The 22,327-nt window shown below is 45.2% G+C and carries 15 protein-coding genes; all 15 read left to right on the top strand.

What is annotated here, in order from left to right:
* Positions 1–109: 109 nt before the first annotated feature.
* The 15 genes from NSB28_RS12385 (at position 110) to NSB28_RS12315 (ending at position 22,325) form a co-directional block, all read left to right on the top strand.
* Positions 110–895 carry a sugar-binding protein gene (locus NSB28_RS12385; RefSeq protein WP_109626866.1) on the top strand — a complete coding sequence of 262 codons (786 nt, stop codon included), beginning with the start codon at positions 110–112 and terminating at the stop codon, positions 893–895.
* 471 nt (positions 896–1,366) lie between these two features.
* Positions 1,367–3,829, top strand: coding sequence for a glycoside hydrolase family 3 N-terminal domain-containing protein (locus NSB28_RS12380; RefSeq protein ID WP_109626864.1), 2,463 nt, complete (start codon positions 1,367–1,369; stop codon positions 3,827–3,829).
* Between the two features lie 88 nt (positions 3,830–3,917).
* Positions 3,918–5,051 (top strand): peptidylprolyl isomerase, encoded by a 1,134-nt coding sequence (locus tag NSB28_RS12375; protein ID WP_109626862.1) that lies wholly within the window; start codon positions 3,918–3,920, stop codon positions 5,049–5,051.
* 293 nt (positions 5,052–5,344) lie between these two features.
* Positions 5,345–7,210 (top strand): DUF2075 domain-containing protein, encoded by a 1,866-nt coding sequence (locus NSB28_RS12370; protein ID WP_109626860.1) that lies wholly within the window; start codon positions 5,345–5,347, stop codon positions 7,208–7,210.
* Entirely contained in the window at positions 7,210–7,566 is a 357-nt protein-coding gene (locus NSB28_RS12365) for a nucleotide pyrophosphohydrolase (protein ID WP_109626858.1), read from the top strand. The genes NSB28_RS12370 and NSB28_RS12365 overlap by 1 nt, the downstream gene beginning before the upstream one ends.
* Before the next feature lie 235 nt (positions 7,567–7,801).
* Positions 7,802–10,024: a glycoside hydrolase family 95 protein gene (locus tag NSB28_RS12360; RefSeq protein WP_109626856.1), complete on the top strand. Its 2,223-nt coding sequence runs from the start codon at positions 7,802–7,804 to the stop codon at positions 10,022–10,024.
* A 57-nt stretch (positions 10,025–10,081) separates the two neighbouring features.
* On the top strand, positions 10,082–11,047 hold the full coding sequence (locus tag NSB28_RS12355) for a PHP domain-containing protein (RefSeq protein WP_109626854.1): 966 nt from the start codon (positions 10,082–10,084) through the stop codon (positions 11,045–11,047).
* Positions 11,048–13,084 (top strand): alginate lyase family protein, encoded by a 2,037-nt coding sequence (locus NSB28_RS12350; protein ID WP_109626851.1) that lies wholly within the window; start codon positions 11,048–11,050, stop codon positions 13,082–13,084.
* A 32-nt stretch (positions 13,085–13,116) separates the two neighbouring features.
* Positions 13,117–14,697, top strand: a complete 1,581-nt coding sequence (locus tag NSB28_RS12345) for a response regulator transcription factor (RefSeq protein WP_109626849.1) — start codon at positions 13,117–13,119, stop codon at positions 14,695–14,697.
* 20 nt (positions 14,698–14,717) lie between these two features.
* Positions 14,718–16,556: a sensor histidine kinase gene (locus tag NSB28_RS12340; protein ID WP_257497700.1), complete on the top strand. Its 1,839-nt coding sequence runs from the start codon at positions 14,718–14,720 to the stop codon at positions 16,554–16,556.
* Between the two features lie 124 nt (positions 16,557–16,680).
* Positions 16,681–18,024, top strand: coding sequence for an extracellular solute-binding protein (locus NSB28_RS12335; protein ID WP_109626847.1), 1,344 nt, complete (start codon positions 16,681–16,683; stop codon positions 18,022–18,024).
* A gap of 83 nt (positions 18,025–18,107) precedes the next feature.
* Positions 18,108–19,019, top strand: coding sequence for a carbohydrate ABC transporter permease (locus NSB28_RS12330; protein WP_109626845.1), 912 nt, complete (start codon positions 18,108–18,110; stop codon positions 19,017–19,019).
* A gap of 14 nt (positions 19,020–19,033) precedes the next feature.
* Positions 19,034–19,867 (top strand): carbohydrate ABC transporter permease, encoded by an 834-nt coding sequence (locus tag NSB28_RS12325; protein ID WP_109626843.1) that lies wholly within the window; start codon positions 19,034–19,036, stop codon positions 19,865–19,867.
* Between the two features lie 22 nt (positions 19,868–19,889).
* The gene (locus NSB28_RS12320) at positions 19,890–21,077 is read left to right on the top strand and encodes a glycoside hydrolase family 88 protein (protein ID WP_330665375.1); all 1,188 of its coding nucleotides are present in this window, start codon (positions 19,890–19,892) and stop codon (positions 21,075–21,077) included.
* 117 nt (positions 21,078–21,194) lie between these two features.
* Positions 21,195–22,325 carry an HNH endonuclease domain-containing protein gene (locus tag NSB28_RS12315; protein ID WP_257497699.1) on the top strand — a complete coding sequence of 377 codons (1,131 nt, stop codon included), beginning with the start codon at positions 21,195–21,197 and terminating at the stop codon, positions 22,323–22,325.
* Positions 22,326–22,327 lie beyond the last annotated feature (2 nt).

Raw genomic sequence — 22,327 nt, 5'->3', positions numbered from 1 at the left:
AGACTCATGTGCAAGATTATCTTGATATTTATTGAGCTTTTTATGATAATATAATAACAACAAGACAACAGGCAGAATAATGCTCTGCTGATGAAAGGAGTATAACATTATGAAGAAGATATTAACTCTGTCCGTCAGTGCACTGGCAGCACTGACATTTGCACTCCCCGTACAGGCGGAGGAAGCATCCCGCCCTGAAATCACAGCTTATAAGGCGGAAGAAGTAACTATTGACGGCAAGCTGGATGAATGGAATCTGGAATCGCCTGCTGTAGTAAAGGATCCCGAGCAGATTATCAGGGATGCAGTGTTCTGGCAGGGAGAGAATGACTGTTCAGCAAAATACTACCTGGCCTGGGATGAAGAAAACCTCTATATGGCAGCCGATGTGACTGAGGATACCCCTCTGGGTGCTATTGAGATGCTGCCCATCGACGGGGAGGATAACCTGAAGCTTTACATATCCACTGATCCGACAGCAGATCCTGAGCGTACAGAGTATGGTACAAACGATTTCCTGGTATACTTTATAATGGATGAGGGATTCTGGGATACAGCTATTGACCGCTCTATGGTACCGAAGGAAGCCCGCCAGCGTTTTGTCAGCATGGGTATGGACGGCGGAGAGAGCGTGCTGGAAGGATATGAGTGTGCAGTAAGTATGACAGCTACAGGCTTTATCTGGGAAGCAGTGATTCCCTGGAGCTGTTTTTCAAATGACAAGATAGAAGTATATGCTCCAAAGGCAGGCGATACGCTTTCCTGTAACTTTGCTATTACTGACATCAGCTATCCGTGTCCGGGTACAGAATATATTCCTCAGCTGGCTTGGAGCGGTACACAGAATATTAATACAGATCCCAGCGAGTGGGGTTCAGTGACTCTGGCGGAATAAGCCAGGCTTTCTGTAAAAATCAAATACAAAACCCGTCAGGTATTGCCTGCCGGGTTTTGTTTCTGCCATAAGCTAACTCCCCAAAGCAGGTCTGCGCTCCGTTTTGGCTGTTACCGGTTCTCTGAAAAAATGGTAAATTTTAGTCATTCTGCTGTGTCTTTATGTATTAAAGTACGTGATTTTCTATATATTGGTGTACTATTTTACAAACGCATACGCCATTGACGTATTGTTCATGACTTCGGTGTCTAAATTTACAATTTATTAACATTGGCTTTGTGGTATGCTTGATACAGCTGGAAAGCAGCTGTGAATACGCTTATATGACGAATACAATTTATAAGAGAGGAGGTTTCTGTGTGGAAAGCACAATATAATGTTGTAATTAATCCAAAAAATCGTAACTATTCAGAAGGTCTGTGCATTTACTGAACAGTTACAAAAAATCTAAAAGAGGGAAAGGGGATTTACATGAAGAAAAAAGTATTATCCACTGCATTAGCACTTATGATGCCGTTTACCTGTGTGACAGGCGTTTACGCGGCAGAAGAACAGCCAGCTGCGGAGACAGCAGAGACTATGGATGAGGCGGCTCAGGCCGAATCGGCAGCCCAGTCTGAAGCTGAATCTGAAGCAGCAGCAGCTGAGGAAGAATTCCTGCAGGGAAATTGCGAATTTTCAGTAATTGAAGCTGATGAATCTACAGGTCAGGCCAAATTGACTTATATGGAAGGAGTTACACCGATCATTGAGGCAGACGGCTTGAAATTTAAGGACATGAATAAGAACGGTGAGCTGGACGTCTATGAAGACTATCGCCAGGATACCGACACGCGTGTTGCGGATCTGATCAGCCAGATGAATGCTGAAGAAGAAGTGGGTCTGCTTTTCTGTGTAAACACACAGTTGGTGGATGCGCGTCATATGGTGCAGGAATATAATCTGACCTGCCAGCTGTTCAATCTGAACGGGACGCCTATCACTATTACAAATACCCTGAACAATCTGCAGGCAAGTGCTGAGGCTGAGCGTCTTGGCGTGCCGATGGTATTTACCTCTGACCGTGAGTACAATGCGTTTGGCGGATACATTGACAAATCACACGAAGGTTTTGGAACTGCCAATGACCCGGAATTAGCTTATGAACTGGCTTCCTATTATGGCAAGGCCATGAGAGCAGTAGGCATTCATGTTACATTCGAGCCATATGCAAATGAAATCGGGGCACAGTACGGAGAGAATCCTGAACATATCGCCAGCATCGTACACGAGGAGATCCGCGGCCTGGAAGAGAACGGCCTGGCTTCCTGTACAAAGCACTGGATCGGACGTGGCGGAGATTCTTCTTTTGGAAAAGCACGTTCTGTAGCTCAGAACTTCGACAACTGGATGGTTGGCTGGGAAGCTGCATTGTCTGCCGGATCTGAATGGGTTATGACAAACTGCGGCGGTACTGGTATTGCCAATACTGTTGATGTAAAATGGGACAAGGAGACAATGAGTTATCTCCGTGATACACTTGGCTTTGACGGCGTTGTAGTCACTGACTGGTGGGGATTGGGCGGAGGCCCGAACAACCCGGGACGTATGAGCGGTATCACAGCAGAGGGCGTAGATCTGGGTGAGCAGACTATCGGCTGGCTGTATAATGAAGCTCTGGCTAACGGAACTGATATGTTTGGCTCAGGCAGTATAAGCTATGACTATTCTGATTGGGAGTCTTCACCTTCAGGCAACTATCCGGGCGCTATCATTGACGGTCTGGAAAGCGGAGAAGTGGAGAAAGCTAATGTAGACCAGGCAGCAACCCGCATCCTTCGGTTCAAGTTTAACAAGGGTCTGTTTGAGAATCCTTATTGTGACGTTGATGCAGCTGTTGAACTTTGTGCCAGCCCTGAATGGGCAGCAAATCCCACAGAAATCACAAATGACGAAGAACTGCGCGCAGCCCGCAATCCTTATGAAGTGGAGCTGACAGAGAGGCTTCAGACAGAATCAGCTGTATTAGTGAAGAATGACAATAACATTCTGCCACTGAGCAAAGATGCAAAGATCTACATCGACGGTTCTAGCACCACAGCTCTTGAGGGATATAAGAAATATATCGCAGACATGGGAGCTACTGTAGTAGACAGTATGGAAGAAGCAGACGTAATCGTTGGTGATTATGGAAAGATTGATGACGCTACTGAGCTCTTCATTGAGGACGCACAGGATATCGGAAAACCGATCGTACTTACAATGAATACTACTAAACCTAATGCTTATGCGCTGGAGAATGCAGACGCTGTTCTGTATCTCAGCTACAGCCAGGCAGCTGACCATGGATCTACAGAAGGCGGTTTTGTAACCGGAACATCTCCATGGATCTACGTTGATATGCTGTTCGGTGAAAAAGAACCGGGCGGAATCATCACAAAAGAAATTGCACGTGATGAAGTAAGCGACAACGACCAGTGGAAGGATCTGGCCGGCGACCAGGGTGCATCTCCTTATGTCCGTCTGATGGTACAGGCTACAATGGAAGATGACGAGAACCATGCATCACCTAATAACTGGGGTGACCCGCTTGTAACTTATCAGTTTGGCATGAGCTATGGCCAGGATCCTGATTTCAAGTATTCTTGTCTGATTCTGCCAACAGTACAGCTTACAGAAGAAGTTGAGAGTGGTTCTTCTACGACTACTCAGACTACACTTGTCAATGAGACAAAGGCAGGAGAACCGTTCTCCGTATACGCTCTGCTGCGCAATAACGGTGCAGATGGTCTTACTACTGTACAGGCTAAAGCCAACGGAGAAGTAGTTGCAGAAAAGATCATGACAGTTGAAGGCGGAAGCTGGCGCGTAGTACAGATGGAACTCACTCTGGATGCAGGCGAGTATACTATCGAAGTAGGTGACCAGACAGGCACAATTACTATTACAGAATAACAGGTTAATTAAGAGTATAGCAGATACCCGGCAGTGCGGCATAGTGCCTTCTGCCGGGTATCCGGCTTTATAGGGAACAGGAGTGAACATGATGAAAAAAATGCTTGGCTGTATATTGACACTGGCTATGCTGCTTGTCCCTGCATTTGAGACAGCGGCTGAAGAGAACAGAGCTGCGGCAACAGTGAACGGCGAGGAGATACTTCAGACGGAACTGGAAAATATGGTCAGTACACTCAGCAGCCGGATGGCTCTGTATGGAATTGAAGCCTCTGATGAGAGTACCACAGAGATCATAAGGTCTTCAGCGCTGCAGGAGCTGGTGGATGATTGTCTGCTGACACAGGATATGACAACACAAGGCTGCTATGACACATCGGATGAGGAAGAATCAGCTATTGAAGCGGCTGCACAGGCTTCATGGGAGAATCTGTCAGAACAGTATGAAAATTACGATACACAGCCGGGCGGGGATCAGGAAGATACAGAACTGACAGCTTCTGAGCGGGCGCAGAATTATCTGAAGGAAAACGGCTATACGCTGGAATACATGCAGAATTATTACCGCAATGCGCTGGCCTCAGAAAAATACGAGCAGTGGCTGATGAAGGATGAACCGGAAATCACTGATGAAGAAGTGCAGGAAGCGTATAAACAGCGTGTTGAGGAAAGTAAAACGGCATATGAAAATGATGTTGAGTCCTTTGAGACAGCAATGGCCAATGGGCAGGAGGTCTGGTACCGTCCGGCAGGATACAGGGCCATTCTCCAGATCATGATAACGGCAGACGGGGATGACGAGAAGGCAAAACTGGAGTCGGTAAAAGAGAAAACAGATGAAATCTATGCCCGATTAGAGGAGGGAGAATCTTTTGAAACCCTGATTGCCGATTATGGTGAGGACAGTTCATTTAATGACGAAAGCTTTCTTGAGACGGGATATCAGGTACATAAGGACTCTGTTTTCTGGGAGGAAGCTTTTGTGGAGGCTGCCTTTGGGGATGATATGCAGAAGAGCGGAGATTACAGCCAGCCTCATGTATTTGGAGATCATGTACATATCCTCTATTATCTGAAGGATGTACCGGACGGCCCTGTGGAGCTTTCAGATGCACTGGCAGCTGCACTCAGGGAGGACATTTACGGAGAACAGGCAAATGTAAAGATGGAGGAACGCCTTGCGCAGTTAAAAGAAGAGGCAGAGATTGTTTACATGGAATAGTATAGCGGACAGAAAAAGTGTTAAATAGAGTAACTGGCCAGATACTGAACAGTTTTTAAATAGTATTGATAAATAGGCATCATTTCGGGTATTTTACTGCAAAATACCTGGGATGGTGCCAGTATTAATTTATTGCGATTAAAAGGGTGGCTGTATGGAGGCAATTAACCTGACAGCTGCATTTTAGTATACTTGATGGAATAAGTAATTCTGTGGTAAGATATAGAAAACTGTATTATCATAAAAATGAATAACTATAAAATATGATATAAATTTAAAGACTGGACAGAAAAATGATTATATACGATGGAATAAAGACAGACTTTTTAAAGAGTGTGGAAGAAGATACGATTGCCGTTGAAATTGAGGAAAATATATATAAAAAAATGAACCGCCGTACAGCAATAAATGAGTTCCGTGCATGGGAAAATTCATTAGAATACATGTATAAGGTTTTGAATGACATGGAGATACCCTCCGATGCTGGTGTGGCTATTGAATACAACATTCCTCAGACCTCAAAGAGAGTGGATTTTTTGATTTCAGGATATGACAGGCAGAACCAGGGAAATGTTATCATCATTGAGTTAAAACAGTGGGATCATCTGGAAGCTGTAGAAAGCCGGGATGCTCTTGTCAGGACATATACTGGAAATGCAATGAGGAATGTAGTTCATCCTTCATACCAGGCCTGGTCTTATGCAACAATGATCCAGGACTATAATCAGTCGGTTCAGCTTCACAATATTTGTCTGCACCCTTGTTCGTATTTACATAATTACAGGCGTCATGAACCTGATGTCATTGATGCTTTACAATATAAAGAGTATCTGGATGATGCCCCTGCATTTACACGCGGTCAGGTAAAGGATTTACGGGGATTTATAAAGAAAGATATTGTCAGAGGCGATGACAGGCAGTTGATTTACGATATTGACCAGGGGAAAATCAGGCCATCAAAAAGTCTTCAGGATTCCATAGCAAAGATGCTGAAAGGAAACCGAGAATTTGTAATGCTTGATGACCAGAAAGTAGTTTACGAAGAGATCCTGTATATATCCAAGCAGTCACAGCATGACGGGAAGAAGCGTGTGATGATCGTAAAGGGAGGACCGGGAACAGGAAAAACGGTAGTGGCTGTTAATCTGCTGGCCCAATTGACTTGTGAAAGCCAGTATTGCCAGTATGTTTCTAAAAACAGTGCTCCCAGAAACGTCTACCAGAAAAAATTAAAGGGATCTGTAAAGAAGGCAAGTGTGGATAATTTGTTTAAGGGTTCGGGTGTGTATGTAGACGCCCGGGAAAATACTGTGGATACTCTCTTGGTAGATGAGGCGCACCGATTGAATCAAAAATCAGGAATGTTTCATAATAAGGGTGAGAACCAGATTAAAGAAATTATTCGTGCAGCTAAGTGCAGCGTATTTTTTATAGATGAAAACCAGCGTGTTACTCTAAGCGATATCGGAAGCGTTGAGGAAATCCGAAAATGGGCCAGGGAAGAAGGGGCACAGATCTACGAACAAAAACTTGTTTTACAATTCAGGTGTAATGGGTCGGATGGTTATTTAGCTTGGCTGGATGACGTGCTGGAAATCCAGGAAACAGCCAATTACGACTTGGAAGGAATTGACTACGATATAAAAATTTTAGACTCTCCGGAAGAGATGCGCCAGATCATTATAGAAAAGAACAGAATATCAAACCGGGCCAGGATACTGGCAGGTTACTGTTGGGAATGGGTGAAGGCTAACAGGAATAAAACAGAGGAACATGATATTAAGATCGGAGATTTTGAGATTAGCTGGAATTTGGAAAATACTACAACATTTGCAATTGATGAAGGTTCTGTTTCAGAAGCAGGCTGCATACATACTTCCCAGGGACTGGAGTTTGATTATGTAGGTGTTATTATTGGCGAGGATATGAGATATGAGAACGGCAGGATTATAACAGATTACACAAAACGAGCCCGTTCAGATCAATCCCTGAAAGGAATAAAAAAACTATATAAAGAAGATCCGGAAAAAGCAAAGCAGCTGTCAGATGAGATAATAAAAAACACGTATAGAACTCTGATGACAAGAGGAATGAGAGGATGCTATATATATTGTGTTGATCAGAAACTGGCCGATTATTTGAGAGAGAGGATAAAATAATGGAAAATTATACAGTACAGGAATTGATGAAAATGGTAAGAGATTTTTGTGAGGCTCGTGACTGGGATCAGTATCATAATCCTAAAGATCTGGCTATAGGCATATCTACGGAAGCTAATGAACTCCTGGATATTTTCAGATTCAAGTCTGATGAGCAGATGCGGGCTATCTTTGACTCTCCGGCCAAGAGAGAACATGTGGGGGAAGAACTGGCTGATGTATTGTTTTTTCTCCTCAGGTTTGCCCAGATGTATGGACTTGATCTAAAAGAAATACTGGAGGACAAGATTATAAAAAACGATAAAAAATATCCTGTTGAAACATCAAAAGGAATGAATGAAAAGTATAATGAATAAACGGATATGCGGCTATTCCGTTAAATATTACAGTAGTCACATAGTATAAGGCTTTGATAAAAAGGCAGTGGGCATCATTTTGGGCGTTTTTTACTTAATGTCTAAGATGATGCTTTTTTATTAGAATTAGTACAAAAATCCCCATTAAAAATAAAAAATTGAAGATACCCTGAGCCACCTCCACATGATACACTGGAAGTAAAAAGAAAACGGGAAAGATGCAAAGGAGAATGATATGGGGCATCATTTTTATCTTACGAAACCGGCAGCGGATTGGCAGATGGGATTTCCGGTGGGAAATGGAAGGCTGGGGATGACACAGCAGGGAGGAATAGACGAGGAGAATCTGCTGATAAATGAGGAATCCCTCTGGTACGGAGAATGGAGAGGAAGGGAAAATCCTCAGGGGAGTGAGGCGCTTGGAGAGATAAGGAGACTTTTGAGGGAGGGAGCTGCAGAGGAGGCACAGCGTCTGGCAAGGATGAGCCTCACAGGAATTCCTAAATATATTAATCCCTATCAGCCGGCAGGCGAGGTGCGGCTGGCTTTCTGGTATGGGCGGAAAAAAGGGAAAGTCAGCTGTTACCGCAGGGACCTGGATCTGGATAAAGCTCTGTCAAGTGTGGAGTATTTTGCAGGGGAGACATTTTTTAGAAGAGAGTGTTTTGCGGATCTTTTTTCAAATACTATATGCATCCATTTGTCCTGCAGCCGGCAGGAGCTGTCATTCCAGATGAATCTGAACCGCCGGCCTTTTGAAGAAAGGGGAGGAAGAACAGAGGAAGGGATATTGTATTTGGCGGGCGGCACGGGTATACGCTATGTGCTGGCTGCACAGATCGGGGAGACGGATGGAAAAGTTTCTGAGGCAGGAGATATTGCAGCAGTGGATGGAGCTTCCAGTGCAGTTATTTATGTCACCGCCGCCACAGATTATGAGGGCGGTGATCCTATGGAAAAATGTAAGGATAATCTGAAAAGGGCCGGATCTCTTACTTATGAGGAAAAGAAACTGAAGCATGAAAAAGAGTACCGCTCCTTATATAATAAAATGTCACTTTCTTTAAACATGGATGAAAAAAGGCAGGAGCTTCCGGCGGATGAACTTTTACGAAATGGAAGCACGGCTGAACTTTCAGAGCTTCTGTTTGCCTATGGAAGGTATCTGCTCCTGTCCAGTTCTTATTATTGTGCCCTTCCGGCGAACCTGCAGGGAATCTGGAACGGAAGCTTTATACCTCCCTGGGAATGTGCCTATACTATAAACATTAATCTGCAGATGAATTATTGGATGGCAGCCAGGGCAGGCTTATCGGAATGTATCTCTCCGCTGGTGAACCTGGCAGAGAAAATGCTTTCAAATGGGAGAAGGACAGCTAAGCTGCTCTATGGCTGCCGTGGTTTTGTGGCCCATCATAATACGAATCTCTGGGGAGATACGGCCATTGACGGACTGTGGTCTTCTGCATGTATCTGGCCAATGGGCGGAGCATGGCTGGCGGCACAGCTTTATGATATTTATTTGTATAATGAGGAAGAGGAATTATTAGAGAAGACAGTTCTTCCTATGCTGATGGAGACAGTAGAATTTTTCTATGACTATCTTGAAAGACGTGAGGATGGAAGATGGCTGACAGGCCCTTCTGTGTCTCCTGAAAATACTTACAGGACGGCTGATGGGCAGGAAGCTGCAGTCACCATGGGGCCTTCCATGGACTGTCAGATCCTCCGGGAGGCTGCAGGCGATTATCTGGAGGCAGTAAAACGTAAGCTGACTACGGAGAAAATAACAGAGAGAGAGCAGGATGCGGCCTGCAAGGCTGCCGGGATCCTGGAGCATGTGCCTGGAATCCGTTTTGGAAGGGACGGCAGGATACTGGAATGGGAAGAGGAGTATGAAGAGACAGAACCGGGCCACCGCCATATTTCCCAGCTCTACGGTCTGTATCCCGGACATGAAATAAGCCCCGGGAATCAGGAGTTATCGGAGGGGGCCAGAAAGACCCTGGAATACCGGCTGGAGCACGGAGGGGGGCATACAGGATGGAGCAGAATATGGATCATGTGTTTTTATGCAAGGCTGTTTGACGGGGAAGCATTCGGGGAGCATCTCAGGCTTTTTCTAAAGAAAAGTGTGGCAGATAATCTCTGGGATATGCATCCGCCTTTTCAGATCGACGGAAACTTTGGTTTTTGCGCAGCGCTTATGGAGGCATTAGTAATAGAAGAGGGTGAAATGCTGTATATGCTTCCTGCACTTCCAATACAGTGGCATCAGGGAGCCGTAAGCGGGCTGTGCCTGAAGGGAAGGCTTTCTATAAATTTTAACTGGGAACAGGGACAGGTGAAAAGGATAGAATTCTTTCCGAAAAAGAGCAGACGTCTGATGGTTCATGCCAATGGTTCGGAGCGGGAAGTACAGCTTGAGGCATTTCAGGAATATTGTCTTATACTGTAACAGCTATGGAATTCTTACAAGGAAATCTTTGCATTACATACAAAAGGAGAGAAGAAAATGAGAGATAAAGAGTTATTGCCTGAAGCAGGGAAGTTTTACAAAGGAAATCTTCACAGCCACACAATAGTATCGGACGGTATAATGACACCGGAGCAGAGTAAAAGAGCATATAAAGAGAGAGGATATCAGATTCTGGCATTTACAGACCACGAAATATACAGAAATCATCAGGAACTGGATGACGGGGAATTTATCACGCTTCCGGCTCTGGAAGTAAGCCTGAATGAGCGCAGTAAAGACAGGCTGCTGCCGGAAGATAAGACGTACCACATCAACTTCTATGATACCCGCCCCCAGTGCCGCACAGAAGATGAGCTTGAAAATCTGCTTCCCAAGGTGTGTTATCAGGACAAAGAGGGAATAAATGCCTATCTGGAAAGAATGAAGGATTCCGGTTTTTTGGCGTGCTATAACCATCCATACTGGTCTATGCAGACTTATGAGGATTATAAAGACCTGCGTCATCTTTGGGGAATGGAGATATATAATCATGGGTGTGAGCTGGATGGCATGTATGGATATCATCCTCAGGCTTATGATGAAATGCTGCGCTGCGGTATGGGGCTAAGGTGCCTTGCCACGGATGACAATCATAACCAGTATCCGTTTGGAGATCCTCTCTGTGATTCTTTTGGGGGCTGTATAATGGTGAAAGCACGGGAACTGACTCATGGGGCAATCATGGAGGCTTTAATAAAAGGAAACTTTTACAGTACCATGGGACCGGAGATATACAGGCTTTATATTGAGAAGGATGAACTGATCGTGGAAACCTCTCCGGTGAAGAGGATATATGTCATAACAGCCGGGAGGAACTGTCCGCAGAAGACAGCGCTGTCGGGAGAAGAAATCAGCTGTGCCAGGTTTGCGTTAAGCGGAACAGAGGGCTACATAAGGGTGCAGATCCAGGATGTGAATGGAAAGTATGCAAATTCAAATGCTTACTTTTTGGAGGCAGAGTAGATGAAGAAGCATAATGAAAAAAATATTTGTACTGATCAAGTAAATGTCCGGACTGAATTTAGCTCCATCGGCAGCTGGGCGCTGAAGAACTGGCCGTTGGAGTCGGCACATATCATAGAGACAGCAAATAAGCTCTGCAGAAATACATTTTTGTTTGATCTGCCCTGGGATATGGAGCAGACTCATGCTCCGGTGACTTTCGAAAGTGATGTTGACTGGGAGTATATGCCGGGAAATGATCCGGAATTCATATACCAGATGAACCGGCACCGGTATTTTATCTGTCTTGGCCAGGCATATCATATGACGGGGGATGAGAAATATGCGGACTGTTTTGTGCGGCTTCTCCTGGACTGGATCAGGAATGCGCCGTTAACACATGAGGCTGCGGCGAGTACATGGAGAACTCTTGAAGCAGGCATAAGGGGAAACTGCTGGACTAAAGCCATGAGATATTTCCAGGGAAGCCCCAGTATAACAAAAGAAGTCATGGCTGCTTACACAGACAGTCTTAAGGAGCACGGAAAATATCTTCTGGACTCATTTACACCATTTAAAATCACCAGCAACTGGGGGGTGATAGAAAGCCAGGGGCTGTATATGATTGGAAAGGCCCTGGGAAATCATGATTACTGTAAAGAGGCGTTAAGGAGACTGAAGCTGGAAGCAGTAAGCCAGATCCTGCCTGACGGGGTACAGTGGGAGCAGTCACCCATGTACCACAATGAAGTCCTGAGCTGTTACCTGGATATACTGTGGGAGATGGAAAAGGCAGAAGAAGCGCCGGGGGAAGAGATGGGAGATGCAGCAGGGGAGATAAAGGATGCAGCAGAGATAGCTGATGCGGTAGAAAAGATGGCCATGGCAGATCTGGCCTGGCAAAAGCCGGATTATACCCAGCCGCAAAGCGGAGACAGCGACGATACAGATATGAGGGACATCATGACACATGCCTCCTATCTGCTTTATAAAGCCGGAAGGGAGAAAAGCGCTGGCCTTATCAAATCAGGAGCCTTTGAACAGATGGATTATGAGGGGGGCTGGGAATTCGGCATGAAGGGTGTGGCCGAGTATGCCCGGATAGGAACAGAAAGATCAGAGCAGCATTTGTATTCTTTAGAAGAAAGCGGACATGATATTCTGCGCAGTGGATGCGGTCCATTGAGTGATTACCTTCATTTTTCAAATGGTCCGCTGGGAGGCGGACATGGACATGAGGACAGGCTGCATCTGGACCTCTGCTGGAACGGGGAAAATGTTCTGACAGATGCCGGGAGGTATAATTATGTCTTTGGAGAGGACAGAGTTTGGTTTAAGAGTGCAGGAGCCCACAATACGATTCTGGCAGACGATGAGAGCAGTATTGAATTTCTGGATTCCTGGGGGACAGGCGCTGTACTGGAAGGAATCCGCATAAACCCAAAAGAAAGGAACGGCTATACTCTTCTGGAAGGCGGCCATATGGGGTATTTTCAGAGAGGAAAAAATATTTATATGAACCGTAAGATCCTGGTACTGGAGGAAGGGCTGATTTTTCTTATTGATACAGCCCTGTCTTCTGAGGAACACGCATATCAGAGGTATTTTCATTTTGGGGAAGATGGCAGAGCTGAAAGAGAGGATACAGTTTTCAGGTATACGGGGAGAAAGTCTGCCGGACGTATTTGGTTCGATGGAAAATCTTGTGTGAAAAAAATTGAAAGCAGGCTCTCAAAACATTATAATGAGTATAAGAGCAATGAATGTCTGAGGGCAGAGACATCCGGCAAGGGTATGACTGTCATGGGAGCTGTATTTTCAAAAGGAGAGGAAACGCTGCAGGTCCTGGAATGCCGGGTGGAAGCCCCCATACCGCAGAAGCAGCTGAATATAGAACAGGCAGAAGGATGGAGGATCCAAAAAGGAACGAGAAGCTACAACGTGATTATGAGAAAACAGGATATAGGCGGCGATGTGGTGCTTTTGAAATCCGGTCCGTGTATGGGAATTGGCAGGCTGCTGGTGTGCGGGCCAGATGGGAGAACTGTCTCATTTTAAAGTGAAAATACGAATTAAGGGGAGGAGAAAAAATGTACCAGTTAATCATTGTGGAAGATGAAAAAGCGATCGCCCAGGGGATAGCAAACAGCAATCCATGGCATGAGTGGGGATTTGAGGTGGCAGGTGTCTGTTACAACGGGGAAGAGGCAGTGGAGTTTATAAAAGAGCATCCGGTAGACCTGGTGCTGTCAGATATCAGGATGCCAAAGATGGATGGAGTGGCATTGATGCAGCATCTAAACCGCTACCATCCGGAGATCAAGATCATTATCCTGAGCGGCTATAATGATTTTGAGTATCTGCAGACTGCTATAAGGAGCGGTGTGACAGAGTATCTTTTAAAACCTACAGATGTGGATGAATTTGCAGAGCTCTTTCAGAAGGTGAAACAAGCCCTTGACCAACGGGATCAGGAACGGGAAATGAAAGAAAAAGCAGAATTCACAAGAAGGTGTAATTCACTGCTCCGGGGGTACGGTTATGATGAGGAGGCGGAGGAGCAGGAATTTTATCAGGCTCAGGCAGACCTCATTGGGGTAATGGTCATAAATCTCTCGGGGGAGGACATAAGGGAAAAGAAGAAATACCATAAGGGTCAGATGGCTGCCCTGGAGGAACTGAACCGTCTGAAAGGAGAAGAAGCTATTTTCGGGCAGTTTATTTTAAATTATGAAGAGAAGATAACAGGAATACTGCGTATAGACGAGGACTGCGGGGAGGACTCCATCCGTGATTTCGCCAGAAGACTGGCGGACAAGGTGCAGGATAGCACAGGATTTGAACTGAATTGCGGGATCAGCAGCTTTTACCCGGATTTCAGGATGCTGCCCCAGTGCTATGAACAGGCTAAATGCAGCGCTTATCAGAGAATTTTTCTGGAAGAGAAGCAGAGAGTGATATTTTACAGGCAGATACAGGAATCGGAGTTTGACTACTATCAGTTTGCATTTGACGAGGAGAAAATACTGAAATATATCCTGAATCAGGAGAGGGGAAATCTCGCTTTGGAGATACAGAATACTTTCAGTTATTTTCGCAACCATATGGTGGAAAATTATGATTATATCAACCAGATGAGTCTTGAGATACTTTTCTATGTGTCGCGGAAGCTGCTTAAGTATAATGTCCGGGCAGAAAAACTCATGAAAGAGCACGGATGTACATATACAGATGTCTTCGAAAGGGAGAAGCTGGAAGAAAAAGAGGCATTTTTGCTGTTTGTATTTGACATGTTTATGGAAGAATGCCAGGCCCAGTACAGCAGCAGCACTAAGACCAGGGACCTGGCTGAGAGTATCAGAGGGATCGTGGACCGGGAATATATGGTAAATGGGATATCCCTGGATTATGTGGCTGAAAAGGTCAGAAAGAGCACTGCTTATATCTCTAAAATCTTTAAAAATGAATTTGAATGTAATTTCAGCACCTATATAACTGAAAAAAGGCTGAATCACAGTCTGGAACTGTTGCAGGACCCGTCCAGGAAGGTCTATGAGATATCCCAGGATATAGGCTGGGCGGACGTGTCAAATTATATAAAGGTGTTCAAGAAGAAATATGGAGTGAGCCCTGATGAGTACAGGAGGCTGCTGCCAAACCGCCAAGTATAATTGATATAAAAGAGGACAATATGAGAGATAACAGATGGAATTTGAAGAAAAGGATGCTTGTTGGTTTCCTGGCGGTCCTTGGTGGGGTATTTGTCATAATCACTGTATTATTTCTCCACACCAGAAATACCTTAAAAGAAGAATACAGGGCGATGCTAAAGGCGCGTGTAGAGGGGATCGGAAATGATATCGATGCCCTTATACGTGATGTTTATAATGTGTCGGACAATTTCGCCTTTAATGACCAGCTGGAGAGCTACATAGACAAGGTATACAAACCGGAGGACTGGGCCATTAAAAAGGCAGATACACTGAAGCTCTACAAACAGATTTTTTCTGTCTATGATATGCTGCAGGAGCGCCAGAAGCTGGGAGCTATCTATACTTACAAGGGTATCCTGTTTAATTTTATCGACGTTAACAATGACGGTCAGGAAGTGATTGACAAGCTGGAGGAGATGGGGGTCAACAAAAAAGAGCATCTGATGCGTTTTTACTGGTATCCTCTTCAGGACAATTTTTTTGCTTCCGATGCTTACGGAGATATAAGGAAAGACAAAATTGTCATGGGGGTCAGGAATGTATATTCTGTGTGGAAGGGCTTCTATGTCTGCACCCATATATTCAGCCTGCGTGAGGAGGAGCTTTACAATCTCTATAAAGACGATATTCCTTCGGTAAAGGGGGACATATTTGTGCTGATGGGGGAGGGGGAGCTTCTTTCATCAAGTGACACGGAGGCTCTGGGGAAGGAGCAGATTGACCCGGAACTCAGGTCTATGATCAGGAGCAGGGAAGCTGATGAATTCCGGTGGAACAACAATCAGGTCTGTGTACGCCAGTCTGAGGTCAATAATTGGCTGACTGTGGCCGTGATACCGGAAAAAGTGATGACGCAGGAGATAGATACACTGTATCTCAGGATCTTTTTAGCGCTGGGCGCCTGCATGGCACTGTGCTGTGCAATGATACTCTATCTGTACCGCAGCCTTATCGGGCCGGTCAATGAACTGAGCACGGCTATGACTGAGGTTTACGGCGGAAATCTGAATGCCTATGTCAAAGTGACAGCCAGAAATGAGATCGGAGACATGATGCGTTACTACAATGATATGTTAAAAAGCATTAATGTACATGTGGTAGAAAAACTGGAGGCTGACAGAAATAAAAAGGAACTGGAGCTGGAGGTTTTGATGAGCCAGATCAACCCTCACTTCCTTTATAATACGCTGGAAAATATCGTGTGGAAATCCAACGAAGCCGGACGGCCTGATATTGGGCGTCTGGCAGCATCCCTTGGAAGGATGTACAGGCTCTCTATCAGCGGCGGCAAGGTGATAGTGCCTATGCAGCATGAAATAGAACATCTGATGGCATATATAAAAATACAGAAAGACCGCCATGGTGAAAATTTTGAGTTTGATCTGAGAATTGACGCGGCAAAAGCCAGACAGCTCTACTCTCTCAAGATACTGCTGCAGCCGGTGGTGGAAAATTCATTTCTATATGCTGCAGAAGGGCTGGAGCGGAAGCTCATCATCCGCCTCTGTATGAGAGAACGGGGAGAGGAAATAGAGATCCGGGTCATTGATAATGGAGTGGGGATGGGCAGAGAACGCCTGGCACAGGTCCGCGACCAGATCCGCAATGGACGGAAGCACCAGCAGGAAGACGAAAAGAACCGGCGCAGTACAGGGATCGGCCTGAACAGTGTAGCCGCCAGGCTTACTCTGTATTTTGGCATACAGAATCCCATAAAAATCTACAGCAAGAAAGGTATGGGAACCATTACAGTTATCAGGATGCCAAGACTCACCGGGGACATGGTGGGGGAGGACGGGGAACTGAAAAAGCCGTAAATGCCCGGCAGCTGATTTCGCAGTTATAAAATAACCAATAAAGGCAAAATCCAGCCTATAGGAAATTTATGGAAGCAAAGTTATAATAAAGACATCAAATGAAAGATACGAAGGGAGATCAAAAATGAAAGTAAAAGAGTGCATGAAAAAAAGTACGGCGGTTATCATGGCTGCAGCTATGGTTGCAGGAATCCCCATGGCAGGTATGAAGGCAGAGGCCAGCGATGATAAGCCATTTGACGGAGTTACCCTGAAATGGGCCCTGACAGACAACGCTGCTTCAGGGGAAGAGACAAAAGCTATGGTGGAGCTGATCAAAGAGAAGACAGGGATCAATGTAGAATTTTTCATTTCCCCAACAGCAGCACCTGGCGAGATCGACAAAGTGCTTGTAAGCCTGATGGCAGGAGATGACATTGATATTATCGGCAGGACGCCTATCCAGCTGGAGGAGTTCTACAGGGCAGGAGTGCTGGAGCCGCTTGATGAACTGGCTGCCAATGTAGATTACGACATGGAAACCGTCTATGACGGAAGCGCTCTGAAGTATGATGATGGAAAGACTTATGGGCTGCCTACAGAGAGAGATATCTGGCTGACATATTACAACAAGAAAGTTTTCGATGATGCAGGAATACCTTATCCGGAAGCAGAAGGATGGACATGGGAAAAATATGTGGAGACAGCACAGCAGCTCACAGATACAGATAAAGGTATCTGGGGTTCCTTTATCGGGAATGATGCAGTACATAGCTATATGTATGCAAACCAGTCCGGAGTGCCTGCATATAAAGAGGACGGCACTTCAAACCTGGATGATCCTGCATATGCAGAAAGCATGAAGTGGTTCTTCTCTCTTGGAAATGACCTGAAGATCCAGCCAAGCTCTGTGGAAGTAGCTTCAGGTACTTATCCATATAATGCATTTATGATTAATGATAACATTGGAATGTTCGTATGCGGCGGATGGGTTGCAAGCACACTGACAACACTGGAAAAATACCCCAGGGACTGGCAGGCTGGAATCCTCCCGATGCCTTATCCGGAAGGAAGCGAACCTTCTTCACTGGTCATTGATATGTGTTACGCAGTACCGAGCACCAGCTCCAATAAGGAAGCAGCTTTTGAAGCAATCAAATGTATCGCAGAGAACAAATACACACTTGGCTATGGACGTGTTCCAGCAAAGAAACTGACAGAAGAGGAAGCCAGAGCTTACGTTGAAGAAACCCTCGTTCCTATGTTTGAGCATGACGGGATCACAGCTGATGAATTCATGGCAGGCTGGTTCGACAGCAACCGCAATTACATCAGTGAAAAGATAACAGGAACTGCTGACACGGTAATCAGCCAGATTATCACAGAAGAATGTCTGTTGTACGGCCAGGGCGGAAAGAGCCTGGAAGATACTATGGCATCTATCAAGAGCAGATCGGACGATGCAATTGCAGAGGCACAGGCTGAATAAGAAGGGACTTACGGGGAGTGTTGCAGGAGTTGTAACACTCCCGTTTTTTACCCAAATTTCCATAAAAACAGATGGAGGTTACTATGAAGAGTCAGAAAAAAGTTAAAATGAAAACTTCAAAAGCCCAGAAAAAAGAAAACCGTGCAGGTTATCTTTTTATCATGCCATACTTAATCTTCTTTATAGTGTTTACAGGAATCCCGTTCCTGATGGCTATAGGACTGTCCTTTTTAAATGTTAAGTACATAACCAGGCTGGATGATTTAAAATTTGTAGGGCTGAATAACTTTATCAAGATGTTCCAGAGCAAGGAAATTGTAGATTCCCTTTTCAGGACATTTGAATATGCACTTGTGTATGTGCCGCTGATCATGATCGTGGGATTTGCACTGGCGATGATTTTGAACAGGGGAGTTTTTGCAAAAAATGCACTCCGGTCCATGGCATTTATGCCATACGTGTCTAATATCGTAGCAGTGGCTGTTATTTTTAAAGTGCTTCTTGGAAGCAACAGCCCGATTATCCAGGGGCTTAAGTCTATGGGCTTTGATCCGCCGCTGCTGCTGATGGATTTAAAGCTGGCCCTCCCCACTGTGGCAACGGTAGCTGTCTGGAAGGGCGTTGGGTTAAATATGGTCGTGTACCTGGGTGCACTGCAGGGAGTACCAACGGAACTGATGGAGGCGGCCCAGATTGACGGCGCCACTAAATGGCAGAGGGTCAGGAATGTGGTCATTCCGCTTGTATCGCCAACTACCTTCTTTCTGCTGATCAGCTCAATCATCGGCTCACTGCAGAACTTTACAATTATCCAGGCGCTGACAGAGGGAGGCCCGGGGCAGGCTACCACGGTAATGTCAGTCAATATTGTCCGCACTGCATTCATGAAATATGATACCAGCCTGGCAAGCGCCATGGCTATGGTAATGTTTATAATTGTTATGATTATTACCCTGATCCAATGGAGAGGGCAGAAGAAGTGGGTAAATTATTAAAGGAGGAGATAAGAATGGAAAAAAAAGGTAAAGCAGGAAAGTGGATACTGACCATTGTTATGCTGCTGGTCGGCCTGATCTGTATCTTTCCGTTCATTTTTATGATTTCTTCGTCCTTTAAGGTCAGTGGAGAAGTCATGCAGTTCCCATTTCACCTGATTCCGGAACATTTTACTTTTGACAATTTTATCGGGCTGTTTCAGAACGGCATGTACAATTTTCAGAAATGGTATGTTAACACGGTGGTGATGACAGGGCTGTGCATTTTAATAAAGATATTTTTTGTCAGCTTTACAGCATATGGATTTTCAAAAATTAATTTCAAGGGAAGAGACACTATCTTTCTGATCCTGCTGTCAGCGATGATGATCCCAAGCGATATCATGATCCTCCCAAGGTACATCATATTTAAAAATCTTCACATCTTAGATACTATGTGGGCACTTATTCTGCCAAGCTGTGTGGATGTGTACTTTGTCTTCCTTCTGCGGCAGTCATTTATCTCCGTACCGGAGTCTATCAGTGAGGCGGCCAGGATTGACGGCTGCGGACATTTGAGGATTTACTGGCAGGTGATCTTCCCGTTGTCAAAGCCGGCTATTGCAACTATGGCGCTGTTTTCATTTACATGGGCATGGAATGATTACATGGGACCGTACCTGTATATCTCCACCATGGATAAACAGATGCTTTCTGTGGGAGTAAAGCTGTTTGCATCAGGGCTGATCCAGGATTATGGCTCCCAGATGGCAGCGGCCACTGTTGTGCTTCTCCCGGTGCTGGTAGCATTCCTGTTCTGTCAGAGATTCTTTATAGAGGGTGTGGCAAGCAGCGGCGTGAAAGGATAATTTTCCGGAAAATCAGGAGAGAATGATGAAGCAAGAAGAATTAATAAATGGTTTATCTGCTGTCCGTCCAATGGAGGCAGAAGAGATACAGGAAGCGCTGGAGCTGGCAGTTTCACAGGTCAGGAGGAATCTCCCCTTTTTCAACGGGGGATTTCCCGGGGCATGCAGCCGGGACGGCCTGTATACAAGAACAGCAAATGATGACTGGACAAATGGGTTCTATACAGGAATGCTCTGGTTATCTTATGAGGAAACAGGGGAAGTGGTCTTTAAACAAGAGGCGCTCAGACAGGCAGATGATTTTCTGGAGAGGATCCAAAAAAGGATTGTTGTTGACCACCATGATATGGGTTTTTTATACAGTCCTTCCTGTGTGGCGGCTTATAAGCTTGCGGAATATGAAACGGGTAAGGAGGCCGCCCTCATGGCTGCGGATAACCTGCTGGGAAGATTCCAGGATAAAGGGGGATTTTTCCAGGCGTGGGGGCTTCTTGGGGCAGCAGAGAACTACCGCCTTATTGTAGACTGCCTTTTAAATGTACCGCTTCTTTTCTGGGCAACCCAGGTGACAGGTGAGGAGAAATACAGGGAGAAGGCGGTTATACATATTGAGACTTCCATGAAATATCTGCTTCGGGAGGACTATTCAACTTATCATACCTACTATTTTGACCCGGAAACAGGCGAGGCATTAAGAGGAGCTACCCAGCAGGGAAACAGAAATGATTCCATCTGGGCAAGAGGGCAGGCCTGGGGAATCTACGGGTCAGCCTTAAGCTACGGAGTTTTAAGAAAAGAGGAGTATCTGGATATTTTCAGGAAGGTGACAGACTGCTTTCTTGAGCATCTTCCTGAAGATCTGGTGCCTTACTGGGACTTTGATTTCAGGGAGGGAAGCAGTGAGCCGAGAGATTCCTCAAGCGGCGCTATCGCTGCCTGCGGTATGCTGGAGATGGCAGCTTATCTGCCAGACAAAGAGGCAGATAAATACCGGGAGATGGGGTCAAAGCTTTTAAAAGCTCTCACGGACACCTGTCTGAACAGGGAAGGAAATGCCGGAAGCGGGATCCTTCAGCATGGAACTTATGCAAAGAGTTCCCCAGAGAATGGAGTGTCCGACAGCGGTGTTGACGAATATACACTGTGGGGGGACTATTTCTATATGGAGGGGCTTACGAGGCTAAAAAGGAACTGGGTGCGGTATTGGTGATTAGGGCGGGAAGAGATGAGGTTATTGATAAGTACATTTACCAAGATTGTTTTTAAGATAGTCTTATGATAGAATTATGGCGTAAATCGATGTTGATGTCAATGTGGAGGAGCGTCTATGAACACTTCAATGAGATTACCGGAATCGGAGTATTTAGATATAAATCATTTTTCCCGTCTTTTTGATAATATGAGCGAGAGCTATAAAATTTTTTGGTTCCAGGCTATTGTAGAGTTGGTTCTGGCTGGTAAAGACAGGATGTCATATGATGAACTGCTGAACCGAATGATCGTCTCGGCCTGGTATATGGTTTCTGAATACCATCTGAATATGGGACCCAGCGACACCTTGGAGGGCTTAGTCAATTACATATATAAAACCAGTGGTTTAAAGTCAAATGAAAAACCAGAGAAGATTCTGGCTTATCTGGGACAGTTGGAAGACGGAGAATTTAAAAATAAGAAAAATGTTATTTCTTATAATGTACCGTACCGGCTGCAGGCTCCGTTTATGCCCTCCATGAAAGGCAGGGCATGGGCGCTGCCAAAGCCAAAGCTGGCAGCCCGGATTAATCAGGAAAAGAGGCTGATCTATTATTTCCTCACTATTCAGGGGATGCAGAGTGAAATACGTGTACAGCCAGAGTGGATCAATTATATCACAAAAAATCAAGAAATCATTAAAGGGTGGATACAATTTAATCTGATTCTGTATTTGCAGAAGAGAAATCCCAGTGTGCCAGGAATTGCAAGTAAACTGTATCCCCCACAGGAGCGTAAAATAGAGCGGGTAAAGAAATACTGGAAGGCAATTGCTGCTGTCAGTCCTCTGCACGATATATATGGAGATACGGAGCTGACACAGCATAATCTCTCTATTGACCACTTTGTACCGTGGTCATATGTGGCGCATGATGAGTTATGGAATCTCCACCCAACCACAAGGAGCATAAACAGCAGCAAGAGCAATAACCTTCCTGAATGGAATGCCTATTTTCCAAAACTGTGCAAGATTGAATACCTGGGATATTGTCTGTCCTGGCAATATGAACAGGTGCACAAAGAATTTGAAAAATGTTTAAAAGAGCATGTGAACAATTTAGATATTCAGGTAAAGCTTTATAGTAAGGATCTTTCAAAAGAACTGTTCGCAAACCGTCTGGAGGAGGTCATTTATCCCGTATATCATGCTGCTCAGGAAATGGGGTTTGGCAGCTGGAATCTGCAGCAAGCACAAAACGGCATTTAGGA

The organism is Murimonas intestini (assembly GCF_024622195.1).
In the GTDB taxonomy this organism is placed as follows: domain Bacteria; phylum Bacillota; class Clostridia; order Lachnospirales; family Lachnospiraceae; genus Murimonas; species Murimonas intestini.
Note: the sequence above shows the minus strand (reverse complement) of the source record. Positions and strands in the feature narration are given on the sequence as shown.